We start from the raw sequence: 22,038 nt of genomic DNA, 5'->3' as shown, positions 1-22,038 counted from the left end.
TTATGCCTCCACGGGTTGAATGCGCGTTGTGCGTGGCAGGCAGACGAATTTGTCACCAGCCGTCAGGATGATGTCGATGCCGCGCGGGAAGATGGCGTTGTTTTCCGCCCATAGCCTCGGGAATATGTCCGGCAGGCCGGATGGGCTAATGATGTTGATATGGCGGATGCCGGGGCCGGACAGCAGCAGTTCCCGTCCGCCGTCAAGATCGGGCAATTCAATGATGACCGTCGTGGAACGGTCGGGGTATTCCTGACTGCCTTGGGCAAAGAGACCGAAGGAGGCAATTGCGCTTCCCGCCTCAATGACGGCGAAATGCGCCGCGCTTTTTTCCTCTGTTGTAACCGCCCCGGTGTGAAACCCGATCCATCCCGGCACCGTGGTTTTGCGTAGCGCGCCGCTCAGCCAGACCGGCGTGTCATGGTCGCAAAGTGCAAGAAGAACGGCGCCGCTGGCCGCACCAAGCGGCAGCGGCGGGGCAACTGTTGTTTCGATCGTTTGCGCTGTGCCTGGCCGGGCCATGCCGTCCATGAGCTTCTTGAAGATTCGCTGTGAATCGAAAACGGCGTCGGAAAAACCGCCCGTCAATGCTTCGGCTTTCACGCCCATCAATCCTCTCCTCGAACCATGGTGAAGAAATCCACACGAGTTGCGGCTGTTTCTTTCGTTTTCCGGTCTTTCTCCTCGGCCAGTCTTTTTTCGACCGGTGAAAGAAGCTCGGTCTCGATGAAGCCGCGTGTCGGGTTTTCCTGCCAGAGCGCATCGAAAACCGCAGCGTACCAGGCCTTCTTGCGACCGGTGCCGAGCACATGCGCATGGCCGACGGTGCCGGATGCAAGCTTCACGGTTGCCCGGGTCACGGTGGTTTCGCCCAGATTAAAGGGCGCACCGCCGCCGCCGATACGGCCCTTGACCATCACGAGGCCGGTTTCAGGCCCCCGCACGTTTTCCGTCTGCGGGCTGGCATCCTGCCGGCTCCAGACCGCCTCAAGTTCCTGAACGGTGGCGCGGGCAAGAAGTGCTGCCACCCGTTTCCTTTCCGCATGTGAATTCGCAGCTTCGTTATTCATCGCTTGACCTCTAATGTCTATTGATATAGACAACTATACAATATAAGTTACAATTAACGTCGATGAATGACAAGCGTGTGACATGAGCCCTTCGGCAGCGATGAAAAGAAAGAACGGCGTGGCGCTCTGGCGACAGATCGCCGACAGGATCAGGGGCGAGATCGCAGCGGGCGATCACGACGAAACCGGCATGTTGCCGCCAGAAATGACGCTGGCCGAAAAATTCGGTGTCAACCGCCATACCGTCAGGAGCGCCATTGCCGCGCTGGCAAGCGAAGGCATTCTCGAGGCGAGGCAGGGGCGCGGCACGATGATTGCGCGCAAGGAACGACTGAGCTTTCCGATTTCACTGCGCACACGGTTCACGGCCGGTATCAGCGATCAGGTGAAGGATATGCAGGCGCTGCTTCTTTCCCACACCACCGAGCCGGCAAATGCCGATCTGGCGGCACGGCTGCAATTGCAGCCGGGTGCACCGCTTGTGCGTCTGGAAACCCTGCGAAAGGCCGACAGCCGGCCGGTTTCGCGCTCGACCACGTGGTTTCCGGCGGACCGTTTTTCAGGGATAGGGGAAGCCTATCAAAAAAGTGGGTCGATCACCGCCGCCTTCGAAATGCTGGGCGTCGCGGATTATGTACGCATCTCTACCGTTATTTCCGCGAGCCACGCTGATACGCAGGATCTGGCCGATCTCGAATTGTCGCCGGGCGCAATACTGCTCGTCACCCAGGCGCTGAACGCGGATATGGACGGCATTCCCGTGCAATATGCCATCAGCCGGTTCTCGGCCGATACGGTTGAGTTTACCGTGGAAAATTAAGGCGCAGACACAGACTGAAGCGTTATTCTGCCTGCGAAAGGCCGAGAACATCCAGCATCGAATAGAAGCCCGGCTTCTTATCGAAGGCCCAGACCGCCGCCGCAATCGCGCCGCGTGCGAAGATGGAGCGGTCGCCGGCGTAGTGGGAAAGCTCGACGCGCTCTCCCTCGCCAGCGAAGATCACCGAATGTTCGCCGATCACCGAGCCGCCGCGCAGGGTCGCAAAACCGATTGTGCCCGCTTCGCGCGCACCCGTATGCCCGTCACGCACGCGAACGGAGGAGGTGGCGAGATCGACCTTGCGGCCCGCTGCCGCCGCTTCGCCGAGCAGCAGCGCTGTTCCGGAGGGCGCGTCCACCTTGTGTTTGTGGTGCATTTCAAGGATTTCGATATCCCAGTTCTGCGCATCCAGTGCCTTGGCGGCCTGCTGCGTCAAAACGCTGAGCAGATTGACGCCAAGGCTCATATTGCCTGATTTGACGATGCGGGCATGGCGTGACGCTGCCTTGAATTTTTCCTCGTCGCCCAGTGAGCAACCGGTGGTGCCGATGACGTGCACGATGCGGGCCTGCGCGGCGAGACCGGCGAAAGTGACGCTGGTTGCAGGCGAGGTGAAGTCGATCACCCCTTCCGCATGCAGGAATGCCTGCAAGGGATCGCTGGTGATCTCGACGCCGATTGGTCCGAGACCGGCAATCTCGCCGGCATCGCGGCCAACAAAAGCAGACCCTTCGCGCGCCACGGCGGCATGCAGCGTTACACCCGGTGTCTGGTGAATAAGGCGGATCAGCGCCTGTCCCATGCGGCCCGCCGCACCAACCACCACCAGTTTCATATCGCTGCCGCTCATGCCTTCACTCACTTTTCACGTCCTGCCGTTCAAGGTCGCCATTCAATTGACTGACCCATACCTCACCGACGTTAATGACCGCCCGCCAGCTTCGCAAGCCTGTCCCAAGCGCAGATCAGGCTCTCCAGCGCCGCCCGTCGAGTGAAAGGCCGAAATCCGAAGGGGTGCGCGCGTAGGTGGCGAGACCGGAAAGGGCCGCCTGTGGATGGGTAACGACGAAGGTGGGAATGCTGCGCATCAGGGCACTGTGCGGCGCCTTGTCTTCGAACGCCGCCCGGAATTCAGGGCTTTTCAGCGCGGGAACGATTTTCTGCGAAATGCCACCTGCGAGATAGACACCGCCCTTGGCCATGAAGATCAGGGCAAGGTCACCCGCCACACGGCCGAGATAGGTGCTGAAAAGCGAAAGCGTCTCTTTCGCCTGCGGGTTCTGGCCCGAAAGCCCCTGCGAGGTTATGTCGGCCGGATCGGAAAAGATCGGCTCGATGCCATCGGCGGTGCAGATGGCCCGGTAAAGATTGACCAGCCCGCGCCCGCAAAGGATCTGTTCGCCGGCGACACGGCCCTCGATGGTCTCGATATGCGGAAAGACCGCATAGTCACGCGCGCTTCTGGGGCCGATATCGATGTGGCCGCCTTCGCCGGGTACGGGAAACCACATATGTCGGGCGTAAACCAGACCGGCAACGCCAAGGCCTGTGCCTGGTCCGAGAACGACGCGCGATGCCAGCATGTCTTTTTTGCCGGAGCCGATAGACTCGCGGTTGTCGTCGTCGAGCGCGGCAATAGCCAGTGCCTGCGCCTCGAAATCGTTGATGACGATGACGTCCTTCAGGCCGAGTTTGGCCAGCATATCCTTCGGCTTAACGACCCAATGGCAGTTGGTCAGCGGAATTTCGTCGCCTTCGATGGGGCCGGCGATAGCAAGGATGGTCGACACGGGCTGAAGCGAGGTCTTGTCCAGAACCGCCTGCTGGATGGCGTCGTCAATTGTCGGATATTCCGCTGTTTTCACGGTGGTGAGGTGCACCGGTTCCGCAAAGGAATCGATCAGAATGGAAAAGCGGGCATTGGTGCCGCCGATGTCGCCAAGAAGGATCGGAAAGGAAAGATATTCGGTATCGGACGTCTTCGGCATTACCTGTTCCATGTTGGCGCGTCATTCGGCGAGGTTGAAGTCGATCAGGTTTTCTGCGGTGGCGCGATTGAGCGCCATGGGAATGTCGTAAACCGTGGCAAGCCGCGTCAGCGCCTTCACATCCACATCATGCGGCATCGCCGTCAGCGGGTCGGTGAAGAAGATAAGCATATCGACCTCACCGGTGGCGATCATCGCACCGATCTGCTGGTCACCGCCAAGCGGGCCGCTTTTGAGGCGAATGACGCTGAGGTCGGGGCAGGCTTCCTGAACGCGCCCGCCGGTGGTGCCGGTGGCGACGATCTTGAAGCCGGAAAGCACCTTTTGGTGATGACGCGCAAAATCCGCCATATCGTCTTTTTTCTCGTCGTGAGCGATGAGTGCGATACAGCGTTGTCCTGCCATGTCCCCAGCCTGTTCCCATAAAGAATTAAATCGATTTGAAGCCTTCTATAACAGCTTGTCCCCATTTGAAAAGGGAAGCTGTTTAATGCCGCATTTCTGTTTCAGTTCAATGTCGGGCGCTGGGTCGGAAGCGGAATATCCGCAGGTGGCTGAATGGCCGGAGCGTTCTGGATTATCTGTTCCACGCCTTGCTGGCGCACGGCCTGGGCCGGGGAATATGCCTGCGCAGCAAAACCTTCCGTGTTGGCGGATGGGGCGGCGGCCACGGCGGCACAGGCTGCGGGCAGATCGGAGACCATGACCTGACGGGGTTTCACCGGCTTGGCATTGGGGTCTTTCTTCGGCGGCGCCCATGGTTCCTTGGTGAACCACCAGGCCAGCGACTTGTCGCAACCGTCACCTTTGCCAACTTCGGCCTGAGGTTTGCAGTTGGGCGCGCCGGGCGGGCATTCCAGCCGGATGTGGAAATGTTCGTCGTGACCGTAGATTGGCCTGATCTTGCCCATGAAGGTGCGGTCGCCGGTCCATGTCTGGCATAGTTTCTGCTTGATTGCCGGGTTCACGAAGACCCGCTCCACCTGCGGATAGCTCGCTGCCATCATTACCAGCCGTGCATTGAGCGGCGACCATTTGCGGTCATCGACCGTCAGGAACTTGGACTTATCAAGCATGGAAATGAAAGGCAGCGTCTCGCGCTGCTGCACCGTCAGCCTCGGGTTCGGCATGGGCCGCCACCACACATCGACATCGAGGCCGATCTGGTGCGAGGCATGGCCTGTCAGCATCGGTCCACCGCGCGGCTGTGAGATATCGCCGAGCAACAGGCCCGGCCAGCCGATTTTCTGTGCATCCTGCGAAAACCGCTCGAGGAAGGAAATCAGCTGCGGTTGGCCCCAGTTGCGATTGCGGGAAAGGCGCATGGCTTGCCACGTCGGGCCATCTGCGGGCATGGCGATGGCGCCGGACTGACATCCCTTTGCATAGGAGCCGATCGGCTGGGAGCTATTCGCAGATGGCAGGTCGATGTGGCCGAATACTTCTTTCGCGGGCCTGTCCTCGGCCGATGCGATTTGCGTCTGCAACTGGAGCGCCGAAACGACCGAAATCGCCAGCATGGCCGCCTTGAAAACTCTGGATGATCCCGCCGTCATATATTCGTGCCCGTTCCGACTAAATGATTCTCTCGCCCCTCAGGATAAACTGGATCGGGATTTTGTTGAAACCATGTTTCAAGCAGCCCGCACCAAGGCATGCGAATAAAGGCGTCAATAAAGAGCTTGTGAGCCGGAGCATCTGTTTTTTGCCAATGTTTGTTTTATGCTCTCTTCAACAAACACGAAAACAGGGAACGTCCCGAATGAAATTGGCACCGCTGAAATCCCGGCTCCTCGTCGCTCTTGCGGCCTCCGCCATGCTGATGCCGGCGGCCGCCTCCGCACAGTCTGCGGATGTGTGGCGAAAGGGAATCTCGACGGTCGGTGAATTGAAGCATCCCGATGGTTTTGATCATTTTGACTATGTGAACACCAAGGCGCCGAAAGGCGGCACACTACGCCTGTCGACATCGGGAACCTTCGACACGCTCAATCCGCTGCTCGCCAAGGGTGAGGCGGCCACAGGTCTTTCGCTGGTTTTCGACACTCTTATGAAATCGACGGAAGAGGAACTCTCGGCCTCCTACGGTCTCCTGGCCGAGGGTGTGAGCTATCCCGACGATATCTCCAAAGCCACCTTCCGGCTGCGTGCAGAAGCGAAATGGGCCGACGGCAAGCCGGTGACGCCGGAAGATGTCGTCTTCAGTTTTGAAAAAGCCAAAGATCTCAGCCCGCAGCTTGCGACCTATTACACCCATGTCACCAAGGCAGAGGTGACGGGTGAAAGGGACATCACCTTTACCTTCGATGAAAAGAACAATCGCGAATTGCCGCAGATCGTCGGGCAGTTGCTGATTGTTCCCAAACACTGGTGGGAGGGCGTTGGTCCGGATGGCAAGCCGCGCGACATATCGCGTGGCACGCTGGAGCCGGTGATGGGTTCTGGCCCCTATAAAATAGCGTCGCTGTCTCCCGGATCGACGATGACCTATGAGCGACGTGACGACTATTGGGGCAAGGACATCAATGTGAATGTCGGCCAGCACAATTTCAAAACAATCACCTATACCTTCTTTGCCGATCAGGACGTCGAGTTCCAGGCTTTCAAATCAGGCACAGTCGATTTCCGGCAGGAAGCTTCTTCCAGCCGCTGGGTCACTGGTTATGATTTTCCGGCCGTCAAGGAAGGCCGCGTCACAAAGGAAGAATTGCCGAACATCTATCGCGCCGTCGGCATCATGCAGGCCTTCGTGCCGAACATGCGGCGGGAGAAGTTCCAGAACCCGAAACTGCGCAAGGCGCTTAACTATGCTTTCGACTTCGAAGAGCTGAACAGGACGCTGGCTTACGGTCAGTTTCAGCGCATCAACAGCTTTTTCATGGGCAGCGAGCTCGCCTCTTCCGGCCTGCCGACCGGTCGTGAACTCGAAATTCTTCAGGAGTTGAAGGATCAGGTGCCGCCGGAGGTCTTCACCACCGAATATAGCAATCCCGTCGCGGGTGAACCCGCCAAACAGCGTGACAATCTGCGCGAGGCGGTCAAGCTGATGAAGGAGGCCGGTTATGAGCTTCGCGGCAACCGCATGGTCAATGCGGCGAGCGGGCAGCCGCTGGATATGGAGTTTCTGATCGATTCCTCCGGCATGGAAAGAACCATCCTGCCCTATGTCCAGAACCTGAAGAAGATCGGCGTCAATGCGACCATCCGCACCGTCGATGCCTCGCAATATACCAACCGTACCCGCAGCTTCGATTTCGACGTTGCGGTCAAGCTCTGGGCGACGTCGGCAAATCCCGGAAACGAACAGGCGGATTTCTGGGGTTCGGCGGCGGCCGACCGGCAGGGCTCCAACAATCTCGCCGGCATCAAGAACCCTGCCGTCGACGCTTTGGTCAGGAAGGTCATATTTGCGCCCAACCGGGATGAGCAGGTGGCCGCCGCGCGGGCGCTTGACCGGGTGCTTCTGGCAAACAGCTACGTCATACCGCAATTTTATCGCGGCGAGATGTTCGTCGCTTACTGGAACACGCTCATCCGTCCGGAAAACCTGCCGCAATATGGCATCGGTTTTCCGGAAGCATGGTGGTCCAGCCAGGCCGCGAACTGACGCCGCGCTTGCTTTCGCGCCGAAGGCTTGATTCACATAGGGCGAGACGAATCGCTTGGATCGCGCAAGGCAGCGCTTTCAGGAAAGGACCGGGTTTGACAGAAACGAAAACCGCTGACGTATCAGCCGGGAGCAAAGGCTGATGGGCGCCTATATTCTCAGACGTCTGGCGCTGATGATCCCGACCATTATCGGCATTATGGGCATTTCGTTTCTTGTCATCCAGTTCGCGCCGGGCGGGCCGGTGGAACAGGTCGTCGCGCAACTGACTGGGCAGGGCGACAGCGCCTCCGACCGCCTCTCCGGCGGCGGCGATCTTATGGGCCAGTCCGGCGGTTTCGATGAAAGCGGCTCGAAATATCGCGGTGCGCAGGGCCTTGATCCGGAGCTGATCGCCAAGCTTGAGAAACAGTTCGGTTTCGACAAGCCGCCGCTCACCCGTTTTCTCGAAATGATGTGGAATTACATACGCTTCGATTTCGGCGACAGCTTCTTCCGCAATTCCTCGGTCATCGATCTCATCATCGACAAGCTGCCGGTCTCGATGTCGCTCGGCTTCTGGATCCTGATAATCTCTTACATGATCTCCATTCCACTCGGCATCAAGAAAGCCGTTTCCGACGGCTCGACCTTTGATATTTGGACATCAGGCATCATCATCATCGGTTATGCCGTTCCAAGCTTCCTGTTCGGCATTCTTCTCATCGTGCTTTTCGCCGGCGGATCGTTCTTCGACTGGTTCCCGCTGCGCGGTCTGGTATCGGACAATTTTGACCAGCTGAACTGGTGGCAGAAGATCATCGACTATTTCTGGCACCTGACCCTGCCACTGATCGCGCTATCGCTTTCGGCTTTCGCGACGACGACGCTTCTGACGAAAAATTCCTTCATCGACGAGATCAAGAAGCAATATGTCGTGACCGCCCGCGCCAAGGGGCTCAGCGAACGCAAGGTTCTTTATGGCCACGTTTTCCGCAATGCGATGCTGATCGTGATCGCCGGTTTTCCGGGCGCCTTCATCTCGGCATTCTTCACCGGTTCGCTGCTGATCGAGAATATCTTCTCGCTGGATGGCCTAGGCCGCCTCGGTTATCTCTCGGTCGTCAATCGCGACTACCCGATCGTGTTCGGCACGCTCTTCATCTTTTCGCTGATGGGCCTCGTGGTCAGCCTCCTATCCGACCTTATCTACACATGGATCGATCCGCGAATCGATTTCGAGCGGAGGGACGTGTGATGACGCTTGCCCATACCGCCGCAACGGAAACGTTGGTAAAGCCGAAGCGCCCGTGGTTTTCACCAACCACCAAGCGCCGCTGGCAGAATTTCAAGGCAAACCGGCGCGGTTATTGGTCCTTCTGGCTGTTCCTGATCCTGTTTTTCCTGAGCCTGATTGCGGAATTCATCGCCAATGACAAACCCATTTTCGCTTCTTACAAGGGCGAATTTCTGGTGCCGGTCATGGTCGATTATCCGGAGGAAAAGTTTGGCGGGTTCCTTGCCCAGACTGACTACAAATCCTCCTTCATTCAGGACGAGATCAACGCCAATGGCTGGATGATCTGGCCGCCGATCCGCTATTCCTATCAGACGGTCAATTCCAACATTCCGCATTCCGCCCCCACGGCACCCTTCTGGCTGATGGATGAAAAGGACCGCTGCTCGGCCTATCCGCAGGGCAATGCCGATCCCGGCTGTACGCTCGGCAATCTCAATTGGCTCGGAACCGACAATCAAGCGCGCGACGTCACGGCGCGGATGATCTATGGCTTCCGTATTTCCGTGCTTTTCGGCCTGACGCTGACGATCGCTTCCGCCCTCGTTGGGGTGACTGCCGGCGCCATCCAGGGTTATTTCGGCGGCTGGACGGACCTGCTGTTGCAGCGTTTCATTGAAATCTGGTCATCCATGCCAGTGCTTTACATCCTGCTGATCATCGCAGCCATTCTGCCGCCGGGTTTCTTCGTGCTGCTTGGCATCATGCTGCTGTTTTCATGGGTCGGCTTCGTCGGCATCGTGCGGGCGGAATTCCTGCGTGCCAGAAACTTCGAATATGTCCGCGCCGCCCGCGCCCTTGGCGTCGGCAACTGGACAATCATGTTCCGGCATCTTCTGCCAAACGCCATGGTGGCAACACTGACCTTCCTGCCGTTCATCCTCTCCGGCTCGATCACCACTTTGACCTCGCTCGATTTCCTCGGCTTCGGCATGCCGCCGGGATCGCCGTCGCTGGGCGAGATGATCGCGCAGGGCAAGAACAATCTTCAGGCGCCCTGGCTTGGCCTCACGGCCTTCTTCACCATGTCCATCATGCTGTCGCTGCTGATCTTCGTCGGCGAGGCGGTGCGAGACGCCTTCGACCCACGCAAGACGTTCCGGTGATCGCCATGATGGAAACAAAGACCCAGCCGCTTCTCTCCGTCCGTGATCTCTCCGTTGCCTTTCATCAGGGTGGAGCGACCAGCGTCGCCGTAGATCATGTCTCCTTCGACCTGATGCCGGGCGAAGTTGTCGCCCTAGTCGGGGAATCCGGCTCGGGAAAATCGGTCACGGCGAACTCCATTCTCAAATTGCTGCCCTATCCGGCGGCGAGCCATCCTTCGGGCAAAATCCTGTTCGACGGCAAGGATATGCTGACCCTGCCGGAACGCGCGTTGCGCGCTGTTCGCGGCAACGACATCACCATGATTTTCCAGGAGCCGATGACCTCGCTCAACCCGCTCCACACCATCGAGCGGCAGATCGGCGAGATTCTGGAGCTGCATCAGGCAATCACCGGCGGTGAAGCGCGGGCGCGCACGCTGGAACTGTTATTGCAGGTGGGCATCCGCGAGCCGGAAAAGCGCCTGAAGGCCTATCCGCATGAATTGTCCGGCGGCCAGCGGCAGCGCGTGATGATCGCCATGGCGCTTGCCAACCGGCCGAAACTGCTGATCGCAGATGAACCCACGACCGCACTCGATGTAACCGTTCAGGCGCAGATCCTTGAACTGCTGAGCGACCTCAAAAACCGGCACGGCATGTCCATGCTGTTCATCACCCACGATCTCGGCATTGTCCGTAAGTTTGCCGATCGTGTCTGCGTGATGACCAAGGGAAAGATCGTCGAGACCGGCACGGTGGAGCAGGTGTTTACCGATCCGCAGCATGCCTATACCCGCCATCTTCTGGCTGCCGAACCCAAGGGCGAGCCGCCGCTTTCCGATGCCAGCAAACCTGTCGTCATGCAGGGCGACGACATAAAAGTCTGGTTCCCGATCAAGGCGGGGCTGATGCGCAAGGTGGTCGACCACGTGAAGGCGGTTGACGGTATCGATATTACCCTGCGCGCAGGACAGACGGTTGGCGTCGTGGGCGAATCCGGCTCCGGCAAAACGACACTCGGTCTCGCCCTATCGCGTCTTATAGCGTCTGAGGGGCGTATCAGTTTTATCGGTCAGTCGATCGACAGCTATTCCTATGAAATGATGAAGCCGCTCAGAAATCGGCTTCAGGTGGTGTTTCAGGATCCTTATGGTTCGCTCAGCCCACGCATGTCGGTGGGCGAAATCGTTGCCGAGGGTCTGAAGGTGCACGAGCGACAGCTTTCCGCCGATGAGCGGGATACCCGTGTCGCCCAGGCGCTGGAAGAAGTCGGGCTCGACCCGGCGACGCGCTGGCGCTATCCGCATGAATTTTCCGGTGGCCAGCGTCAGCGTATCGCCATTGCCCGCGCCATGGTGTTGAAACCCCGCTTCGTCATGTTGGACGAGCCCACATCGGCGCTCGACATGAGCGTGCAGGCACAGGTGGTCGATCTCTTGCGCGATCTTCAGGCCCGCCACGAACTCGCCTATCTCTTCATCAGCCACGACCTGAAGGTAGTTAAAGCGCTTGCCAACGACGTAATCGTTATGCGCAACGGCAAGGTGGTGGAGAGCGGCCCGGCAGCGGAGATATTCGCCGATCCGCAACAGGAATATACCAAGGCCCTGCTGGCTGCTGCTTTCAATATCGAGGCAGTCGAAACTAAAGCGGTGAGCCAGTAGCAGGCGCATTGCTGTTTCTATTAAGACGATGATTTTTCTGTTGCTTTGCGCAAAATGCCGACCCATGTTGAGGGGACGAGATACGCAAACGGATTGAATGCCATGGCAGCGGATGTGATCGTTTTGGGGGCGGGGATCATCGGGGTCTCCGTCGCTTTGCAACTGGCCCGCAGGGGCAAATCGGTGGTGCTGGTGGACCGGCGGGGACCGGGTGAGGAAACCTCCTTCGGCAATGCCGGACTGATCCAGAGAGAGGGTGTCGTTCCCTACGCCTTCCCGCAGGAAGTTAGCCGGCTTCTCCGCTATTCCCTGAACAACAGCATCGATGCCCGTTATCATCTCTCGGCCCTGCCGAAGATCGCGCCTTTTCTTGGCCGCTACTGGTATAATTCCGCAGCCACGCGCCACGCAGCAATTGCCCGCGCCTACGCGCCACTGATCGAGCACTCGGTCTCCGAACACAGCATCCTGATCGATGAAGCCAAGGCCGGCGATCTAATCGTGAAAAACGGTTGGATGGAGGCCTACAGGACCGCCGAAAGGCGGGATGCAGACTTTGCTTTCGCCGAACGTCTGGCGCGCGACCACGGCATCTCCCACACGAAACTCGATGGGGCGGAACTCGCCGCGGCGGAGCCGCATCTCAGCCGCGATTTCGTCGGCGGTTTAAAATGGAATGATCCATGGTCGGTGCGCGATCCACATGCGCTGACGCTCGCCTATGTCAAACTGTTCGAGAGCCTTGGCGGAACCTTTGTCCGGGGTGATGCATCCACGCTCAGCCAGACGACAAGTGGTTGGACGGTACGCACCGAGACCGGGGCGGTGGAGGCTGAACATGCCGTTGTCGCACTAGGCCCCTGGGCGGATACGGTGACGGAACGGCTCGGTTACCGCTTTCCGCTCGGCGTGAAACGCGGCTATCACATGCACTATGCGCCGCAGGAGGGAACCAAGCTCAACAACTGGCTAATCGACGCCGAGCGCGGTTATTTCCTCGCGCCAATGCGCAAAGGCATCCGCCTGACGACCGGCGCGGAATTTGCCGAACGCGATGCGCCGAAATCTCCCGTGCAGATCGAGCGGGCGGAACGGGTCGCCCGCACCGTCTTTCCTCTGGGCGGCAGGCTGGATGCGGAACCCTGGATGGGCGCGCGTCCCTGCACACCGGATATGATGCCGATCATCGGCAAGGCGCCGCGCCACAGGACATTGTGGTTCTCGTTCGGTCACGCCCATCACGGCCTCACACTCGGGCCCATCACTGGCCGTGTGCTGGCGGAAACCATGCTGGGAGAAACGCCGGTCATCGCCATCGATGCCTATCGACCCGAAAGGTTCAATCCCTAGATCCTGATGAACTGAAATCATCTCTGGCGAAAACCGTGTACACTTTTCGCCATCCCGCTCTGATGGCCGAATCCGCTGGCCTTCCCGCGGCGGGCCACGTAACATGGGCTTATAAAAAGGGAAAAGGGGCAAGCGTCATCATGACGGCGAGGTTTCTCATCTATCAACAGCAGGACGATTTTCGTTAGCGAAGCGCTTCTGCGCGCGAAACAGAAGAGAAACAGCCTGCTGGTGCATGATGGATGATATTGAAAAAGCAAAGAAATTTTTCGACGATAACCCCGATATCGAAATTCTCGAAGCCTTCGTCATAGATGCAAATGGCGTGCCGCGCGGCAAATGGATTCCGCGCGAAAGGGCGATCGATGTCCTTGAAAAGGGAATGGCGATCCCACGCTCGGTCTATGCGCTGGATATCTGGGGCCGCGATGTGCATGCCGCAGGCCTCGCCGAAGGGACGGGCGATCCGGACGGGTTCTGCTTTCCTGTTCCCGGCACGCTGTCTCGGGTGACATGGCTCGGCCGGCCGACCGCGCAAGTCCTGCTCGCGATGAAAAATCCTGATGGAACTGGGTTTTATGGCGATCCGCGCAATGTTCTGGCAAGGGTGCTGGAAGCCTACAAAAAGGCCGGCCTCACGCCGGTCGTGGCGACCGAACTTGAATTTTACCTGATCGACCCGGTTCGCTCTGCGCTCGATCCGGTGCGTCCGCCGCACAGCCGCGAAGGCCGGTGGCACACGGGCCAGACACAGGTTCTGTCGATTTCCGAATTGCAGGATTTCGAGGATGTCTTCCATGATATCGCCACCGCATGCAGGGCGCAGGGTGTTCTTGCCGACACGACGCTGCGGGAGAACGGCCCTGGCCAATATGAAATCAACCTCAATCATGTGCCGGACGCGTTGCGGGCCGCCGATTTCGCTGTTTTCCTGAAACGTATCGTCAAGGGTGTGGCGCGGCGGCACGATCTCGACGCCACCTTCATGGCGAAGCCGTACGGGTTACAGGCCGGCAATGGCATGCATGTGCATTTTTCCGTTCTCGATAGTGACGGCAGGAATATCTACGCCGGGGAAAACGGCCCATCGGACGCGCTGATGCATTCGGTCGGCGGCCTTCTGGAAAACATGGGGGAGAGCATGGCGATCTTCGCTCCCCATGCCAATTCCTATCGCCGCCTGACGCCCAGCGAACATGCGCCCACCTATGCCTCCTGGGGCATAGACAACCGCTCGGCGGCGGTGCGCGTTATCACTGCCAGCAAGGCCGCAACCCGCATCGAACATCGTGTCGCCGGCGCCGATACCAATCCCTATCTTGTTGTGGCAATGATCCTGAGTGCTGCCCTTGCCGGCATGAAGGAAAAACGCCAGCCGGGCGGCGCGATTTCCGGCGACAGCCACGCCATCAATCACGAACCTTTGCCCACCAACTGGGATTATGCATTGCAGCGTTTCACGCGTTCGAGTTTCGCCTATGCGACGCTTGGCCAGCGCTATCGCACGCTGTTTTCTGCCTGCAAACAGCAGGAACTTTCCGAATTTTCCCTGCGTGTAACCGACGTCGAATATGACGCCTATATCAGGACGGTGTGAGATGGCTGAGGTGACGACTATTCCCAATCCCGGCCACACATCCTCCTGGTATGCGGCCTCCGCCAATGTCAAATCCGTGCGGCCAACGCTTGAAGGCGCAATGGAAGCGGATGTCTGCGTCATCGGTGGCGGGTTTACCGGTATTTCCGCAGCACTCGAACTTTCCGAACGCGGCTATTCCGTTATCGTGCTGGAAGGCGTGCGGGTCGGCTTCGGCGCCTCGGGGCGCAATGGCGGCCAGATCGTGAATGGCTATAGCCGCGACCTCGAAACAATCGCCAGTCGTTACGGCCACGACAAGGCGGTGAAACTCGGCGAAATGTCGCTGGAAGGCGGGGAGATCATCCGCAGCCGCATTTCGAAATACGCTATCGATTGCGATCTCGTCGATGGCGGTTTCTTTGCGGCCTTTACGACGAAACAGATTCGCGAGATGGAGGCCCACAAGGCCCATTGGGAAAAACATGGCCATGGCGGGCTTGAGATGGTCTCCAAAGCCGATGTCGGAAAATACGTGCGGACCGATCGTTATGCCGGCGGCATGATCGACCGTTTCGGCGGCCACATCCATCCGCTCAATCTGGTGCAGGGGGAAGCCGCGGCGGCCGAAAGTCTCGGTGCGCGCATATTCGAAAATTCGAGGGTCATTTCGCTGGAGCAGGGCGTAAACCCTGTCGTGCGCACGGCGACGGGCAGCGTGAAGGCGAAATATGTTCTCGTCTGCGGCAATGCCTATCTCGGCAAGCTGCTGCCGGAAATCGGCGACCGGATGATGCCGGTCTCAAGCCAGGTCATGGCGACAGAGCCGCTTGATGCCGATCTGATCGAGCAACTCCTGCCAGCCAATTATTGCGTCGAGGATGCCAATTATATTCTCGATTATTATCGCCGCACCTCCGACAACCGCCTGCTTTATGGCGGTGGTATCGGTTATGGCGGCAGCGATCCGGCGGATCTGACCGGGGTGATCCGTCCGAATATGCTGAAGACTTTCCCGCAACTGGAAAAAACGAAGATCGATTTTGCCTGGAGCGGCAATTTCGCGCTGACGCTGACGCGCATCCCGCATATGGGCAAACTGTCGGACAATGTATATTTTTCGCATGGCGACAGCGGCCACGGTGTCACCACCACGCATCTGCTCGGCAAGATATTGGGCGAGGCCGTTGCAGGCCACGCCGAGCGTTTCGATGTCTGGAGTTCCCTGCCGAATTATCCGTTCCCAGGCGGTAAGACGTTCCGCGTGCCGCTGACCGTGCTTGGTGCATGGTGGTACGGCCTGCGCGACAGGCTCGAATTTTAAAAAATCACCGCTTTCAGGCCCGAAAGTGCGTTTGCGGTAATTTCCTCCGGCGTGGCGTCGATGCTGACGGTTACGACGCCGGGTTCGCCCGTCGGCACTTCCAGCGTGGCAAGCTGGGTCTGGAGCAGCGAGAGCGGCATGAAGTGCCCCTTGCGTTCGCCCATACGCCTGCTGAGAAGTTCCAGGCTGCCGTCCAGATAAACGAAAGCGAGCGGGCCACCGGTAGCCTCGCGAAGGCGGTCGCGATAGATTTTCTTCAGCGCCGAGCAGGAAACGACGACACCGTTATTTTCGTTTCCCTTGCGCAGTTCTGCGCCAATCAGATCGAGCCAGGGCCAGCGATCTTCGTCGGTCAGCGGAATGCCTTCTGACATTTTGTCGACATTGGATTTCGGGTGAAGCTTGTCGCCCTCAATAAAGGCAATGCCCAGTTTTTCCGCCAGTTCCTCTGCGACCGTGGACTTGCCAGAGCCGCTCACTCCCATCACGACGATTGCCTTTGTCACCCGAACCTCGAATGTTTCTGTTTCGACGGTCAGCCCCTAACATGCGCGGCGGATGTCGTGAACATAAAAATGAGGAGCTTGCATTTGTCAGTGCCCGGTTTTGCGGGCCGCTGCCTTTTCCAGTGCAGAAAAGCTGGCGTGGATCAGGATTGCCAGCACAGCGACGATCAATCCGCCCTGAAGGATGAAGGCGAGATTGTTGGATTGCAGGCCGGCGATGATCACCTCTCCGAGCGTGCGGGCCGCGACCGTGGAACCGATGGTTGCTGTTGAAAGGCTGATCACCGCCGAAAGCCTGATGCCTGCGAGGATCGCCGGGAGGGCAAGGGGCAGCTCCACTTTGACAAGCCGTTGCCAGCCGGTCATGCCGGCGCCCTTTGCGGCATCCATGACGGTTGGCGGCAGCGTGGTCAGCCCTGTCAGCGTATTTTCGAAAACCGGTAAAAGCGCATAGAGAAATAGCGCAATGAGCGTCGGTTTCTCGCCAAAACCGATCATCGGCACGGCAAGCGCCAGCACCGCCACCGGCGGAAAGGTCTGGCCGATATTGACGATGCTGCGCGATAGCGGCAGAAAATCCGCGCCGAAAGGGCGGGTGACGAGAACCGCAAGGGCTCCCGCCACCAGCGTGGCGAGCCCCGTTGCGATTGCGACAATGGTCAGATGCGACAGTGTCAGGGAAAGCAGATTGGCCTGCGTGTAGATCGCCGGCGCATTGGTCTGCACAAGAGGGCGGAATATCGGTGCGAAAACCTGCGGCGCCGCGAGAAAAGCTATTAGCGCCAGCACCAGAAGTCCGGGGGCGAAAAACGAAGCGGCATTTTTCATGGGGTTCCGGCAGCCCGCTGGAGGAGAACATCGCGCCGTATGATACCTGCGGGTTTGCCATCGTCTTTCAGCACCGGCAAGGTATCGCAGCCCGCCCACAACATTGCAGACAGGGCGTCGCGCTGGCTGGTATGTTCATTCAAAGGTTCGCCTTCAGCGCTTCCCGGCTCCACGACGTCTGCAACCGACAGGACGGATAGCAGTTTCAGGGCGCGCTCGTTTTCGCCGATCATGGTGCGGACGAAATTCGTTGCCGGTTTCAGCACCAGCTCGGCCGGCGGGCAGTCCTGAACGATACGGCCCTTGTCCATGACGGCAATACGATCCGCCAGGTGAAAGGCCTCATCCATATCATGCGTGACAAGAACGATGGTAACACCGAGCTTCTTCTGGATATCGAGAAGATCGTTCTGGGCCTTTGCGCGGATAACCGGGTCCAGTGCACCGAAAGGTTCGTCCATCAGAAGAATGTTCGGCTCGGCCGCAAGCGCACGCGCCACGCCGACACGCTGTTGCTGGCCGCCTGAAAGCTCATGCGGAAAGCGGTTGGCATAAAGCGCCGGATCCAGCTGGAAGAGCTGCATCAGCGCGTCGATTTTCGCATCGATGCGCTTGCGGTCCCAGCCGATGAGCTGCGGAACCGTCGCGATATTCTCCGCCACGGTGCGATGCGGGAACAACCCATGGCCCTGAATGGCATAGCCGATCTGACGGCGCAGCTTGTAGCCCGGCATGGTGCTCACATCGTCTCCGTCGATGCGGATAGTGCCGGAGGTCGGCTCCACCAGCCGGTTTATCATGCGCAGCAGCGTGGTTTTTCCCGACCCGGAAGTGCCGACGATGACGGTGACGGTGCGCGGCGCCACAGTCAGGGAGACCTGGTCGACCACGACCGTATCGCCATATCGTTTCGTGATGGTGTCGATCTCGATCATGCCTTTTGCCTTCCGCCTGCGCTGAAGAGATTGCTGTCGATAAGGGCGTCGAGCGTAATCGCGGCGGCGAAGCCGAGCAGAACGGTCGGCACGGTGCCGAGCAGTACGAGGTCCATCGCGGTCTGCCCTATGCCCTGAAACACGAAAACGCCAAATCCACCGCCGCCGATCAGAGCTGCGATGGTCGCAAGACCGATATTCTGCACCAGCACGATACGGATGCCGGTGAGGATGACGGGCATGGCGAGTGGAAACTCCACCCGCAGCAGCCTTTGCAGTGGCGTCATGCCAAGCCCGCGCGCGGCTTCCCGCACTGCCTGCGAAACGCCGGACAGGCCGACCACCGTATTGGAGACAACGGGCAGCAGCGAATAGAGAAATAGCGCCACGAAGGCCGGCGCCATGCCGATGCCGGCGATGCCGATCTTCGCCGCACCCGGCACATTGGCTGCCATCCATCCGAGTGGCGCGATCAAAAGGCCGAAAAGCGCGATGGAGGGAATGGTCTGGACGATATTGAGAGCGTTCAGTAGACCGGAGCGCAAACGCTCGACCTTGTAACAGAGAATGCCGAGCGGGATACCGGCGAGGGTGGCTGCAACCAGCGACCCGATGGCAAGTTCCACATGCCGCAGTGCTTCGGTCCAGAAGATATCTGCCCGGCCGGTATATTCCTTGATGATGGAGAGATCGTCCCAGAGGCCGCTTGTCAGGACCGCCGCAAGCGTCCCGGTTGCCACCAGCAACAGCAAAATCCGCAGAGTTGGTTTCGGCTGGAGACGTGCAATGCAATCGGCGGCGAGCAATGCAAGCCCTGTAAACATCAACCAGAAACCGCTGGCGGGCGAAACGCGGGCAAAACTGTTGCCCTCAGGTGTCAGCGCAGACGCCGCCTGCCCGACGAAGATCGCCAGCGCCGCGAGACCGACCAGCGCAGCGACGAGTTTCAGGTGCGCCGGAAACCGGAAAAAGGCGATGAAGGCGACGACAACAATGATGGCGACGAGGAGGGTAGCAGCAGCAACCGGAAGCGCTTCGAAGATCGTTCGCGTTTCACCCTGAATGATCCGGTTGGCTCGGAATGTCATGAAGGGGGACGCTGCAAGCGCGTAGAGAAGCAGGCACGAAATCAGCACGCCTACCTTGTCAGGCCATTTCGTCAAATTCCGCTCCCCCGGATCATAGGTTCGGACGGGATGGTGAAAACCTCACATGGTTTCCGATATCCCGCCCCAACGGTTCTCTGGCAATTACTTGAGGAAACCGTTCTTCGTCAGGAAGTCGGTCGCAACTGCCTTGGCCTGTTCGCCCCCCACCTGCACGCGGGCGTTCAGCTCCTGCAAGGTTGCCAGATCCAGCTTTTCGAAAACAGGTTTCAGCAATGTCTCGATATTGGGGTTCTTTTTCAGAACTTCCTCGCGAATGATCGGCGCGGGCTGGTAGACGGGCTGCACATGCTTGTCGTCCTCAAGCACGACAAGGCCGGACGGCGCTATGCCACCATCGGTGCCATAGACCATGGCAGCATTGGCATTGTTCGTCTGGTTTGCGGCGGCAGCGATAGTGGCAGCCGTGTCGCCACCGGAAAGCGTGATCAGCTGATCCGGCTTCATGGTGAAGCCGTAGGTGGTCTGAAATGCTGGCAGGGCGGCTGCGGAATTGACGAATTCCGAGGAGGCGGCAAGAACGACCTCACCGCCACCGGCAATGTATTTGCCGAAATCTGAAAGCGTCTTCAGATTGTTCTTGTCGGCAACATCCTTGCGCAGCGCGATCGCCCAGGTGTTGTTTGCGGGCGATGGTGTCAGCCAGACGATCTTGTTGGCGTCATAGTCGAGTGTCTTGGCTTCCTGGTAAGCCTTGGCGGCATCTTTCCAGAGCGGGTCGTCCGCCTTGGAGAAGAAGAAGGCGGCGTTGCCTGTGTATTCCGGATAAATGTCGATCTCGCCAGCAGTGATCGCTTTTCTGACGACCGGGGTAGCGCCGAGCTGGATGCGATCCGTCGTCTCGATATTGTTCTTGTTCAGCACGGCAAGGATGATGTTGCCGAGAACGCCACCCTCCGTGTCGATCTTAGACGACACCACCACCTGCGCCTGAGCGAAGGAAACAGAAAGGGCAAGCGCAAATCCGGCGCCTGTCAACATCATCAAGCGGTTCATGAATAGTCCTCCGGTGGGTCAGCCTGTCGAACACGCGAAAAATCGCCGCCGCAATTGCGGAGAAACATGAACGGCCAGAGGAACAAATGGTTGCAACGCCATTGGCGTTTTTTACCTGAATGGCGAGGGCGCTGGCCCGGCTTAGATTTCGCCGTCCCGCTTGCGTGCATCCTTGCCCATGACCAGCGGCATGAGAACCGACAGGAACAGGAGCCGTAAGACGTGATGTGACCCGACATAGGCGGTATCGGCATGCATCATCACGGCCATCGCCGCCATGGTTTCAAGCCCGCCCGGCGAATAGGCGATCATCACCGCATTGAGCGGAACGCCTGTAATGTTGGAAATCATCCAGGCGATACTTCCGGCGATCACCATCACGGCGATGGTGACGACGAAACCTGCCAGAAAGCCTTTTCGCACATCCATCAGCGACACATTCGAAAAGCGCGTGCCGATGAGACAGCCGATCAGCACATAGACCGGCAGGCTGAGCCAGCTCGGAACGCCGCCCTCGGTGAGGCCGGTAATATGGGTGCCGATGGAAACCGCGACACCGCCCAGCAGCAGGGCTGCGGGAAATCTCCAGCGAAGGAACAGCCATCCCATCGCAAGCGACGCGCCAATGGTCAGGGCCAGTGTGAACAGGCCCATCGGTGGATTGGCGATGAGCGGTTCCGTGCTGACGAGATCGAAATATTCAACAATCAGCGGCACGGAAAGCGTCAGCGCCAGCACCCGCACGCTTTGCACGATGCTGACGGTCGCAAGGTCGCTTTTCGTCTCGGCACCGAGGCTGATGATATAGCTGAGGTGCCCGGGCGAAGCGCCCAGCATCGCCGTCGTCCTGTCGTATCCGAAGCCGTAATGCAGGATCCAATAGGCGACATACAGCATGATGACGACAGCAACGAGCACGATGACGAAGCTCAGTGGCCATGTCTTAGCGGCATCGATCACCGACGGCGTTACGCTCGTTCCCATCGAAATGCCGACTACAACGAAACAGGCATTGCGGATGAAGGCGGGAATCCCAAGCTTCACGCCCGCCAGTCCCGTAATCGTCACGGCGAGCGCCGGACCGGACAGAAACGGCGCTGGAACGTTAAGGAGACTGGCAAGCAGCGCACCCATGCTGCCGACGAGCGCGGTAAGTGCAAATGTATGGAATTCAGGCTTGATGATCATTGCGACGCTGGCTGATTGCTTCAAAAAAGCTCGCGACCAAATGCGCCGCTTCGTCTCCTGGCGTCAACACGCTCGACCAAAAATATTGCATTTCCGAAGTATTCTATAAAAGAAAAGCCCGTGACCTGCGGACACGGGCTAGCGCAATTGTTGCTTGGGCAATGGGATGATCAGGCGGCCGGCAAGGCGGCGATCTTCGGCATTTCCGTGTCGATGCCGAGCAGGAAGTTGATCTGCGGCCGCGCCTTGACGAGATCGTCGATGGAATATTCCGCCAGCACATCGAAGAAGGCATTGAGCGCCTTGCGAAGCGCCGAGTTGAGGCCGCAGCTATCCACAAGCGGACATTCGACAGCACCGTCCTCGAAGCATTCCGCCATGGCAAAACTGTCTTCGGTCACCTTCACCACGTCAAACAGGCTGATTTTCTCAGCGGGTTTACCAAGACGCACGCCGCCGTTACGGCCGCGCACGGTTTCCACCAGACCGGCCTTGTTGAGCGGCTGCAGAATTTTGAAAAGGAACAGCTCAGATACGCCATAAGCCCTGGCGATCTCCGGAATGCGGCTCAACTTGCCTTCATTTGCGGCGCAATACATCAACATGCGAACGGCATAGTTGGTCTGTTTGGTCAAACGCATGCTGGTCTCCTAACT

21 protein-coding genes are annotated in these 22,038 nt (G+C 58.8%); 8 read left to right on the top strand and 13 right to left on the bottom strand.

Annotated features, from left to right (window positions below; all coding sequences use genetic code 11):
• Positions 1-609, bottom strand: a complete 609-nt coding sequence (phnH, locus tag ACQZ63_RS06135; RefSeq protein ID WP_019564519.1) for a phosphonate C-P lyase system protein PhnH — start codon at positions 607-609, stop codon at positions 1-3.
• On the bottom strand, positions 609-1,070 hold the full coding sequence (gene phnG, locus ACQZ63_RS06130) for a phosphonate C-P lyase system protein PhnG (RefSeq protein ID WP_003514497.1): 462 nt from the start codon (positions 1,068-1,070) through the stop codon (positions 609-611). Before phnG ends, phnH begins: the two co-directional genes overlap by 1 nt.
• An 82-nt stretch (positions 1,071-1,152) precedes the next feature.
• Between phnG and phnF the strand changes: the two genes are divergently transcribed.
• Positions 1,153-1,890, top strand: coding sequence for a phosphonate metabolism transcriptional regulator PhnF (gene phnF / locus ACQZ63_RS06125; RefSeq protein WP_003514498.1), 738 nt, complete (start codon positions 1,153-1,155; stop codon positions 1,888-1,890).
• Between the two features lie 22 nt (positions 1,891-1,912).
• On the opposite strand, the gene dapB is transcribed toward phnF, so the two are convergent.
• The 4 genes from dapB to mepA form a co-directional block, all read right to left on the bottom strand.
• Entirely contained in the window at positions 1,913-2,740 is an 828-nt protein-coding gene (gene dapB / locus ACQZ63_RS06120) for a 4-hydroxy-tetrahydrodipicolinate reductase (RefSeq protein ID WP_003514501.1), read from the bottom strand.
• A 115-nt stretch (positions 2,741-2,855) separates the two neighbouring features.
• Positions 2,856-3,878, bottom strand: a complete 1,023-nt coding sequence (locus tag ACQZ63_RS06115; RefSeq protein ID WP_003514502.1) for a glucokinase — start codon at positions 3,876-3,878, stop codon at positions 2,856-2,858.
• A gap of 21 nt (positions 3,879-3,899) precedes the next feature.
• Positions 3,900-4,283, bottom strand: coding sequence for a methylglyoxal synthase (locus ACQZ63_RS06110; RefSeq protein ID WP_003514504.1), 384 nt, complete (start codon positions 4,281-4,283; stop codon positions 3,900-3,902).
• Positions 4,284-4,384: 101 nt separating this feature from the next.
• Positions 4,385-5,434, bottom strand: coding sequence for a penicillin-insensitive murein endopeptidase (gene mepA, locus ACQZ63_RS06105; protein ID WP_013635279.1), 1,050 nt, complete (start codon positions 5,432-5,434; stop codon positions 4,385-4,387).
• Positions 5,435-5,640: 206 nt separating this feature from the next.
• Here mepA and ACQZ63_RS06100 point away from each other — a divergent pair, with 206 nt between their 5' ends.
• From ACQZ63_RS06100 to ACQZ63_RS06070, 7 genes are all read left to right on the top strand, one after another.
• Positions 5,641-7,485 (top strand): extracellular solute-binding protein, encoded by a 1,845-nt coding sequence (locus tag ACQZ63_RS06100; RefSeq protein WP_065688428.1) that lies wholly within the window; start codon positions 5,641-5,643, stop codon positions 7,483-7,485.
• Positions 7,486-7,627: 142 nt separating this feature from the next.
• Positions 7,628-8,722 carry a microcin C ABC transporter permease YejB gene (locus ACQZ63_RS06095; RefSeq protein WP_003514512.1) on the top strand — a complete coding sequence of 365 codons (1,095 nt, stop codon included), beginning with the start codon at positions 7,628-7,630 and terminating at the stop codon, positions 8,720-8,722.
• Entirely contained in the window at positions 8,722-9,867 is a 1,146-nt protein-coding gene (locus ACQZ63_RS06090) for an ABC transporter permease (protein ID WP_003514514.1), read from the top strand. Before ACQZ63_RS06095 ends, ACQZ63_RS06090 begins: the two co-directional genes overlap by 1 nt.
• Positions 9,868-9,872: 5 nt before the next feature.
• Positions 9,873-11,513, top strand: coding sequence for an ABC transporter ATP-binding protein (locus ACQZ63_RS06085; protein ID WP_113157286.1), 1,641 nt, complete (start codon positions 9,873-9,875; stop codon positions 11,511-11,513).
• 102 nt (positions 11,514-11,615) lie between these two features.
• Complete coding sequence (locus ACQZ63_RS06080) at positions 11,616-12,863, top strand: NAD(P)/FAD-dependent oxidoreductase (RefSeq protein WP_025592115.1); 1,248 nt, start codon at positions 11,616-11,618, stop codon at positions 12,861-12,863.
• 235 nt (positions 12,864-13,098) lie between these two features.
• On the top strand, positions 13,099-14,460 hold the full coding sequence (locus ACQZ63_RS06075; protein ID WP_003514517.1) for a glutamine synthetase family protein: 1,362 nt from the start codon (positions 13,099-13,101) through the stop codon (positions 14,458-14,460).
• A 1-nt stretch (position 14,461) separates the two neighbouring features.
• Positions 14,462-15,763 (top strand): NAD(P)/FAD-dependent oxidoreductase, encoded by a 1,302-nt coding sequence (locus tag ACQZ63_RS06070; RefSeq protein ID WP_162731080.1) that lies wholly within the window; start codon positions 14,462-14,464, stop codon positions 15,761-15,763.
• On the opposite strand, the gene ACQZ63_RS06065 is transcribed toward ACQZ63_RS06070, so the two are convergent.
• The 7 genes from ACQZ63_RS06065 to rirA form a co-directional block, all read right to left on the bottom strand.
• On the bottom strand, positions 15,760-16,248 hold the full coding sequence (locus tag ACQZ63_RS06065; protein WP_003514519.1) for a gluconokinase: 489 nt from the start codon (positions 16,246-16,248) through the stop codon (positions 15,760-15,762). The genes ACQZ63_RS06070 and ACQZ63_RS06065 overlap by 4 nt on opposite strands.
• Positions 16,249-16,356: 108 nt before the next feature.
• On the bottom strand, positions 16,357-17,097 hold the full coding sequence (locus tag ACQZ63_RS06060) for an ABC transporter permease (RefSeq protein WP_019564507.1): 741 nt from the start codon (positions 17,095-17,097) through the stop codon (positions 16,357-16,359).
• Positions 17,094-18,032 (bottom strand): ABC transporter ATP-binding protein, encoded by a 939-nt coding sequence (locus tag ACQZ63_RS06055; protein WP_113555604.1) that lies wholly within the window; start codon positions 18,030-18,032, stop codon positions 17,094-17,096. The genes ACQZ63_RS06060 and ACQZ63_RS06055 overlap by 4 nt, the downstream gene beginning before the upstream one ends.
• Positions 18,029-19,195, bottom strand: coding sequence for an ABC transporter permease (locus tag ACQZ63_RS06050; RefSeq protein WP_162763597.1), 1,167 nt, complete (start codon positions 19,193-19,195; stop codon positions 18,029-18,031). The genes ACQZ63_RS06055 and ACQZ63_RS06050 overlap by 4 nt, the downstream gene beginning before the upstream one ends.
• Before the next feature lie 87 nt (positions 19,196-19,282).
• Positions 19,283-20,194 carry a glycine betaine ABC transporter substrate-binding protein OsmF gene (gene osmF, locus ACQZ63_RS06045; RefSeq protein ID WP_013635286.1) on the bottom strand — a complete coding sequence of 304 codons (912 nt, stop codon included), beginning with the start codon at positions 20,192-20,194 and terminating at the stop codon, positions 19,283-19,285.
• A 141-nt stretch (positions 20,195-20,335) separates the two neighbouring features.
• Positions 20,336-21,382, bottom strand: a complete 1,047-nt coding sequence (locus ACQZ63_RS06040; RefSeq protein WP_003514529.1) for an AbrB family transcriptional regulator — start codon at positions 21,380-21,382, stop codon at positions 20,336-20,338.
• Positions 21,383-21,552: 170 nt separating this feature from the next.
• Positions 21,553-22,023 (bottom strand): iron-responsive transcriptional regulator RirA, encoded by a 471-nt coding sequence (gene rirA, locus ACQZ63_RS06035; protein WP_003514531.1) that lies wholly within the window; start codon positions 22,021-22,023, stop codon positions 21,553-21,555.
• Positions 22,024-22,038 lie beyond the last annotated feature (15 nt).

The organism is Agrobacterium sp. CG160-95, assembly GCF_053521725.1.
Note: the sequence above shows the minus strand (reverse complement) of the source record. Positions and strands in the feature narration are given on the sequence as shown.

Bases quoted from the DNA above. Each gene is read 5' to 3' on its own strand.
- ACQZ63_RS06080 (WP_025592115.1), top strand. From the start codon at position 11,616: ATGGCAGCGGATGTGATCGTTTTGGGGGCGGGGATCATCGGGGTCTCC.
- ACQZ63_RS06100 (WP_065688428.1), top strand. From the start codon at position 5,641: ATGAAATTGGCACCGCTGAAATCCCGGCTCCTCGTCGCTCTTGCGGCC.
- ACQZ63_RS06065 (WP_003514519.1), bottom strand. From the start codon at position 16,248: ATGGGAGTGAGCGGCTCTGGCAAGTCCACGGTCGCAGAGGAACTGGCG.
- mepA (WP_013635279.1), bottom strand. From the start codon at position 5,434: ATGACGGCGGGATCATCCAGAGTTTTCAAGGCGGCCATGCTGGCGATT.
- ACQZ63_RS06075 (WP_003514517.1), top strand. From the start codon at position 13,099: ATGATGGATGATATTGAAAAAGCAAAGAAATTTTTCGACGATAACCCC.
- phnH (WP_019564519.1), bottom strand. From the start codon at position 609: ATGGGCGTGAAAGCCGAAGCATTGACGGGCGGTTTTTCCGACGCCGTT.
- phnG (WP_003514497.1), bottom strand. From the start codon at position 1,070: ATGAATAACGAAGCTGCGAATTCACATGCGGAAAGGAAACGGGTGGCA.
- rirA (WP_003514531.1), bottom strand. From the start codon at position 22,023: ATGCGTTTGACCAAACAGACCAACTATGCCGTTCGCATGTTGATGTAT.
- ACQZ63_RS06040 (WP_003514529.1), bottom strand. From the start codon at position 21,382: ATGATCATCAAGCCTGAATTCCATACATTTGCACTTACCGCGCTCGTC.
- ACQZ63_RS06110 (WP_003514504.1), bottom strand. From the start codon at position 4,283: ATGGCAGGACAACGCTGTATCGCACTCATCGCTCACGACGAGAAAAAA.
- phnF (WP_003514498.1), top strand. From the start codon at position 1,153: ATGAGCCCTTCGGCAGCGATGAAAAGAAAGAACGGCGTGGCGCTCTGG.
- dapB (WP_003514501.1), bottom strand. From the start codon at position 2,740: ATGAGCGGCAGCGATATGAAACTGGTGGTGGTTGGTGCGGCGGGCCGC.
- ACQZ63_RS06095 (WP_003514512.1), top strand. From the start codon at position 7,628: ATGGGCGCCTATATTCTCAGACGTCTGGCGCTGATGATCCCGACCATT.
- ACQZ63_RS06055 (WP_113555604.1), bottom strand. From the start codon at position 18,032: ATGATCGAGATCGACACCATCACGAAACGATATGGCGATACGGTCGTG.
- ACQZ63_RS06085 (WP_113157286.1), top strand. From the start codon at position 9,873: ATGATGGAAACAAAGACCCAGCCGCTTCTCTCCGTCCGTGATCTCTCC.
- ACQZ63_RS06115 (WP_003514502.1), bottom strand. From the start codon at position 3,878: ATGCCGAAGACGTCCGATACCGAATATCTTTCCTTTCCGATCCTTCTT.
- osmF (WP_013635286.1), bottom strand. From the start codon at position 20,194: ATGAACCGCTTGATGATGTTGACAGGCGCCGGATTTGCGCTTGCCCTT.
- ACQZ63_RS06070 (WP_162731080.1), top strand. From the start codon at position 14,462: ATGGCTGAGGTGACGACTATTCCCAATCCCGGCCACACATCCTCCTGG.
- ACQZ63_RS06060 (WP_019564507.1), bottom strand. From the start codon at position 17,097: ATGAAAAATGCCGCTTCGTTTTTCGCCCCCGGACTTCTGGTGCTGGCG.
- ACQZ63_RS06090 (WP_003514514.1), top strand. From the start codon at position 8,722: ATGACGCTTGCCCATACCGCCGCAACGGAAACGTTGGTAAAGCCGAAG.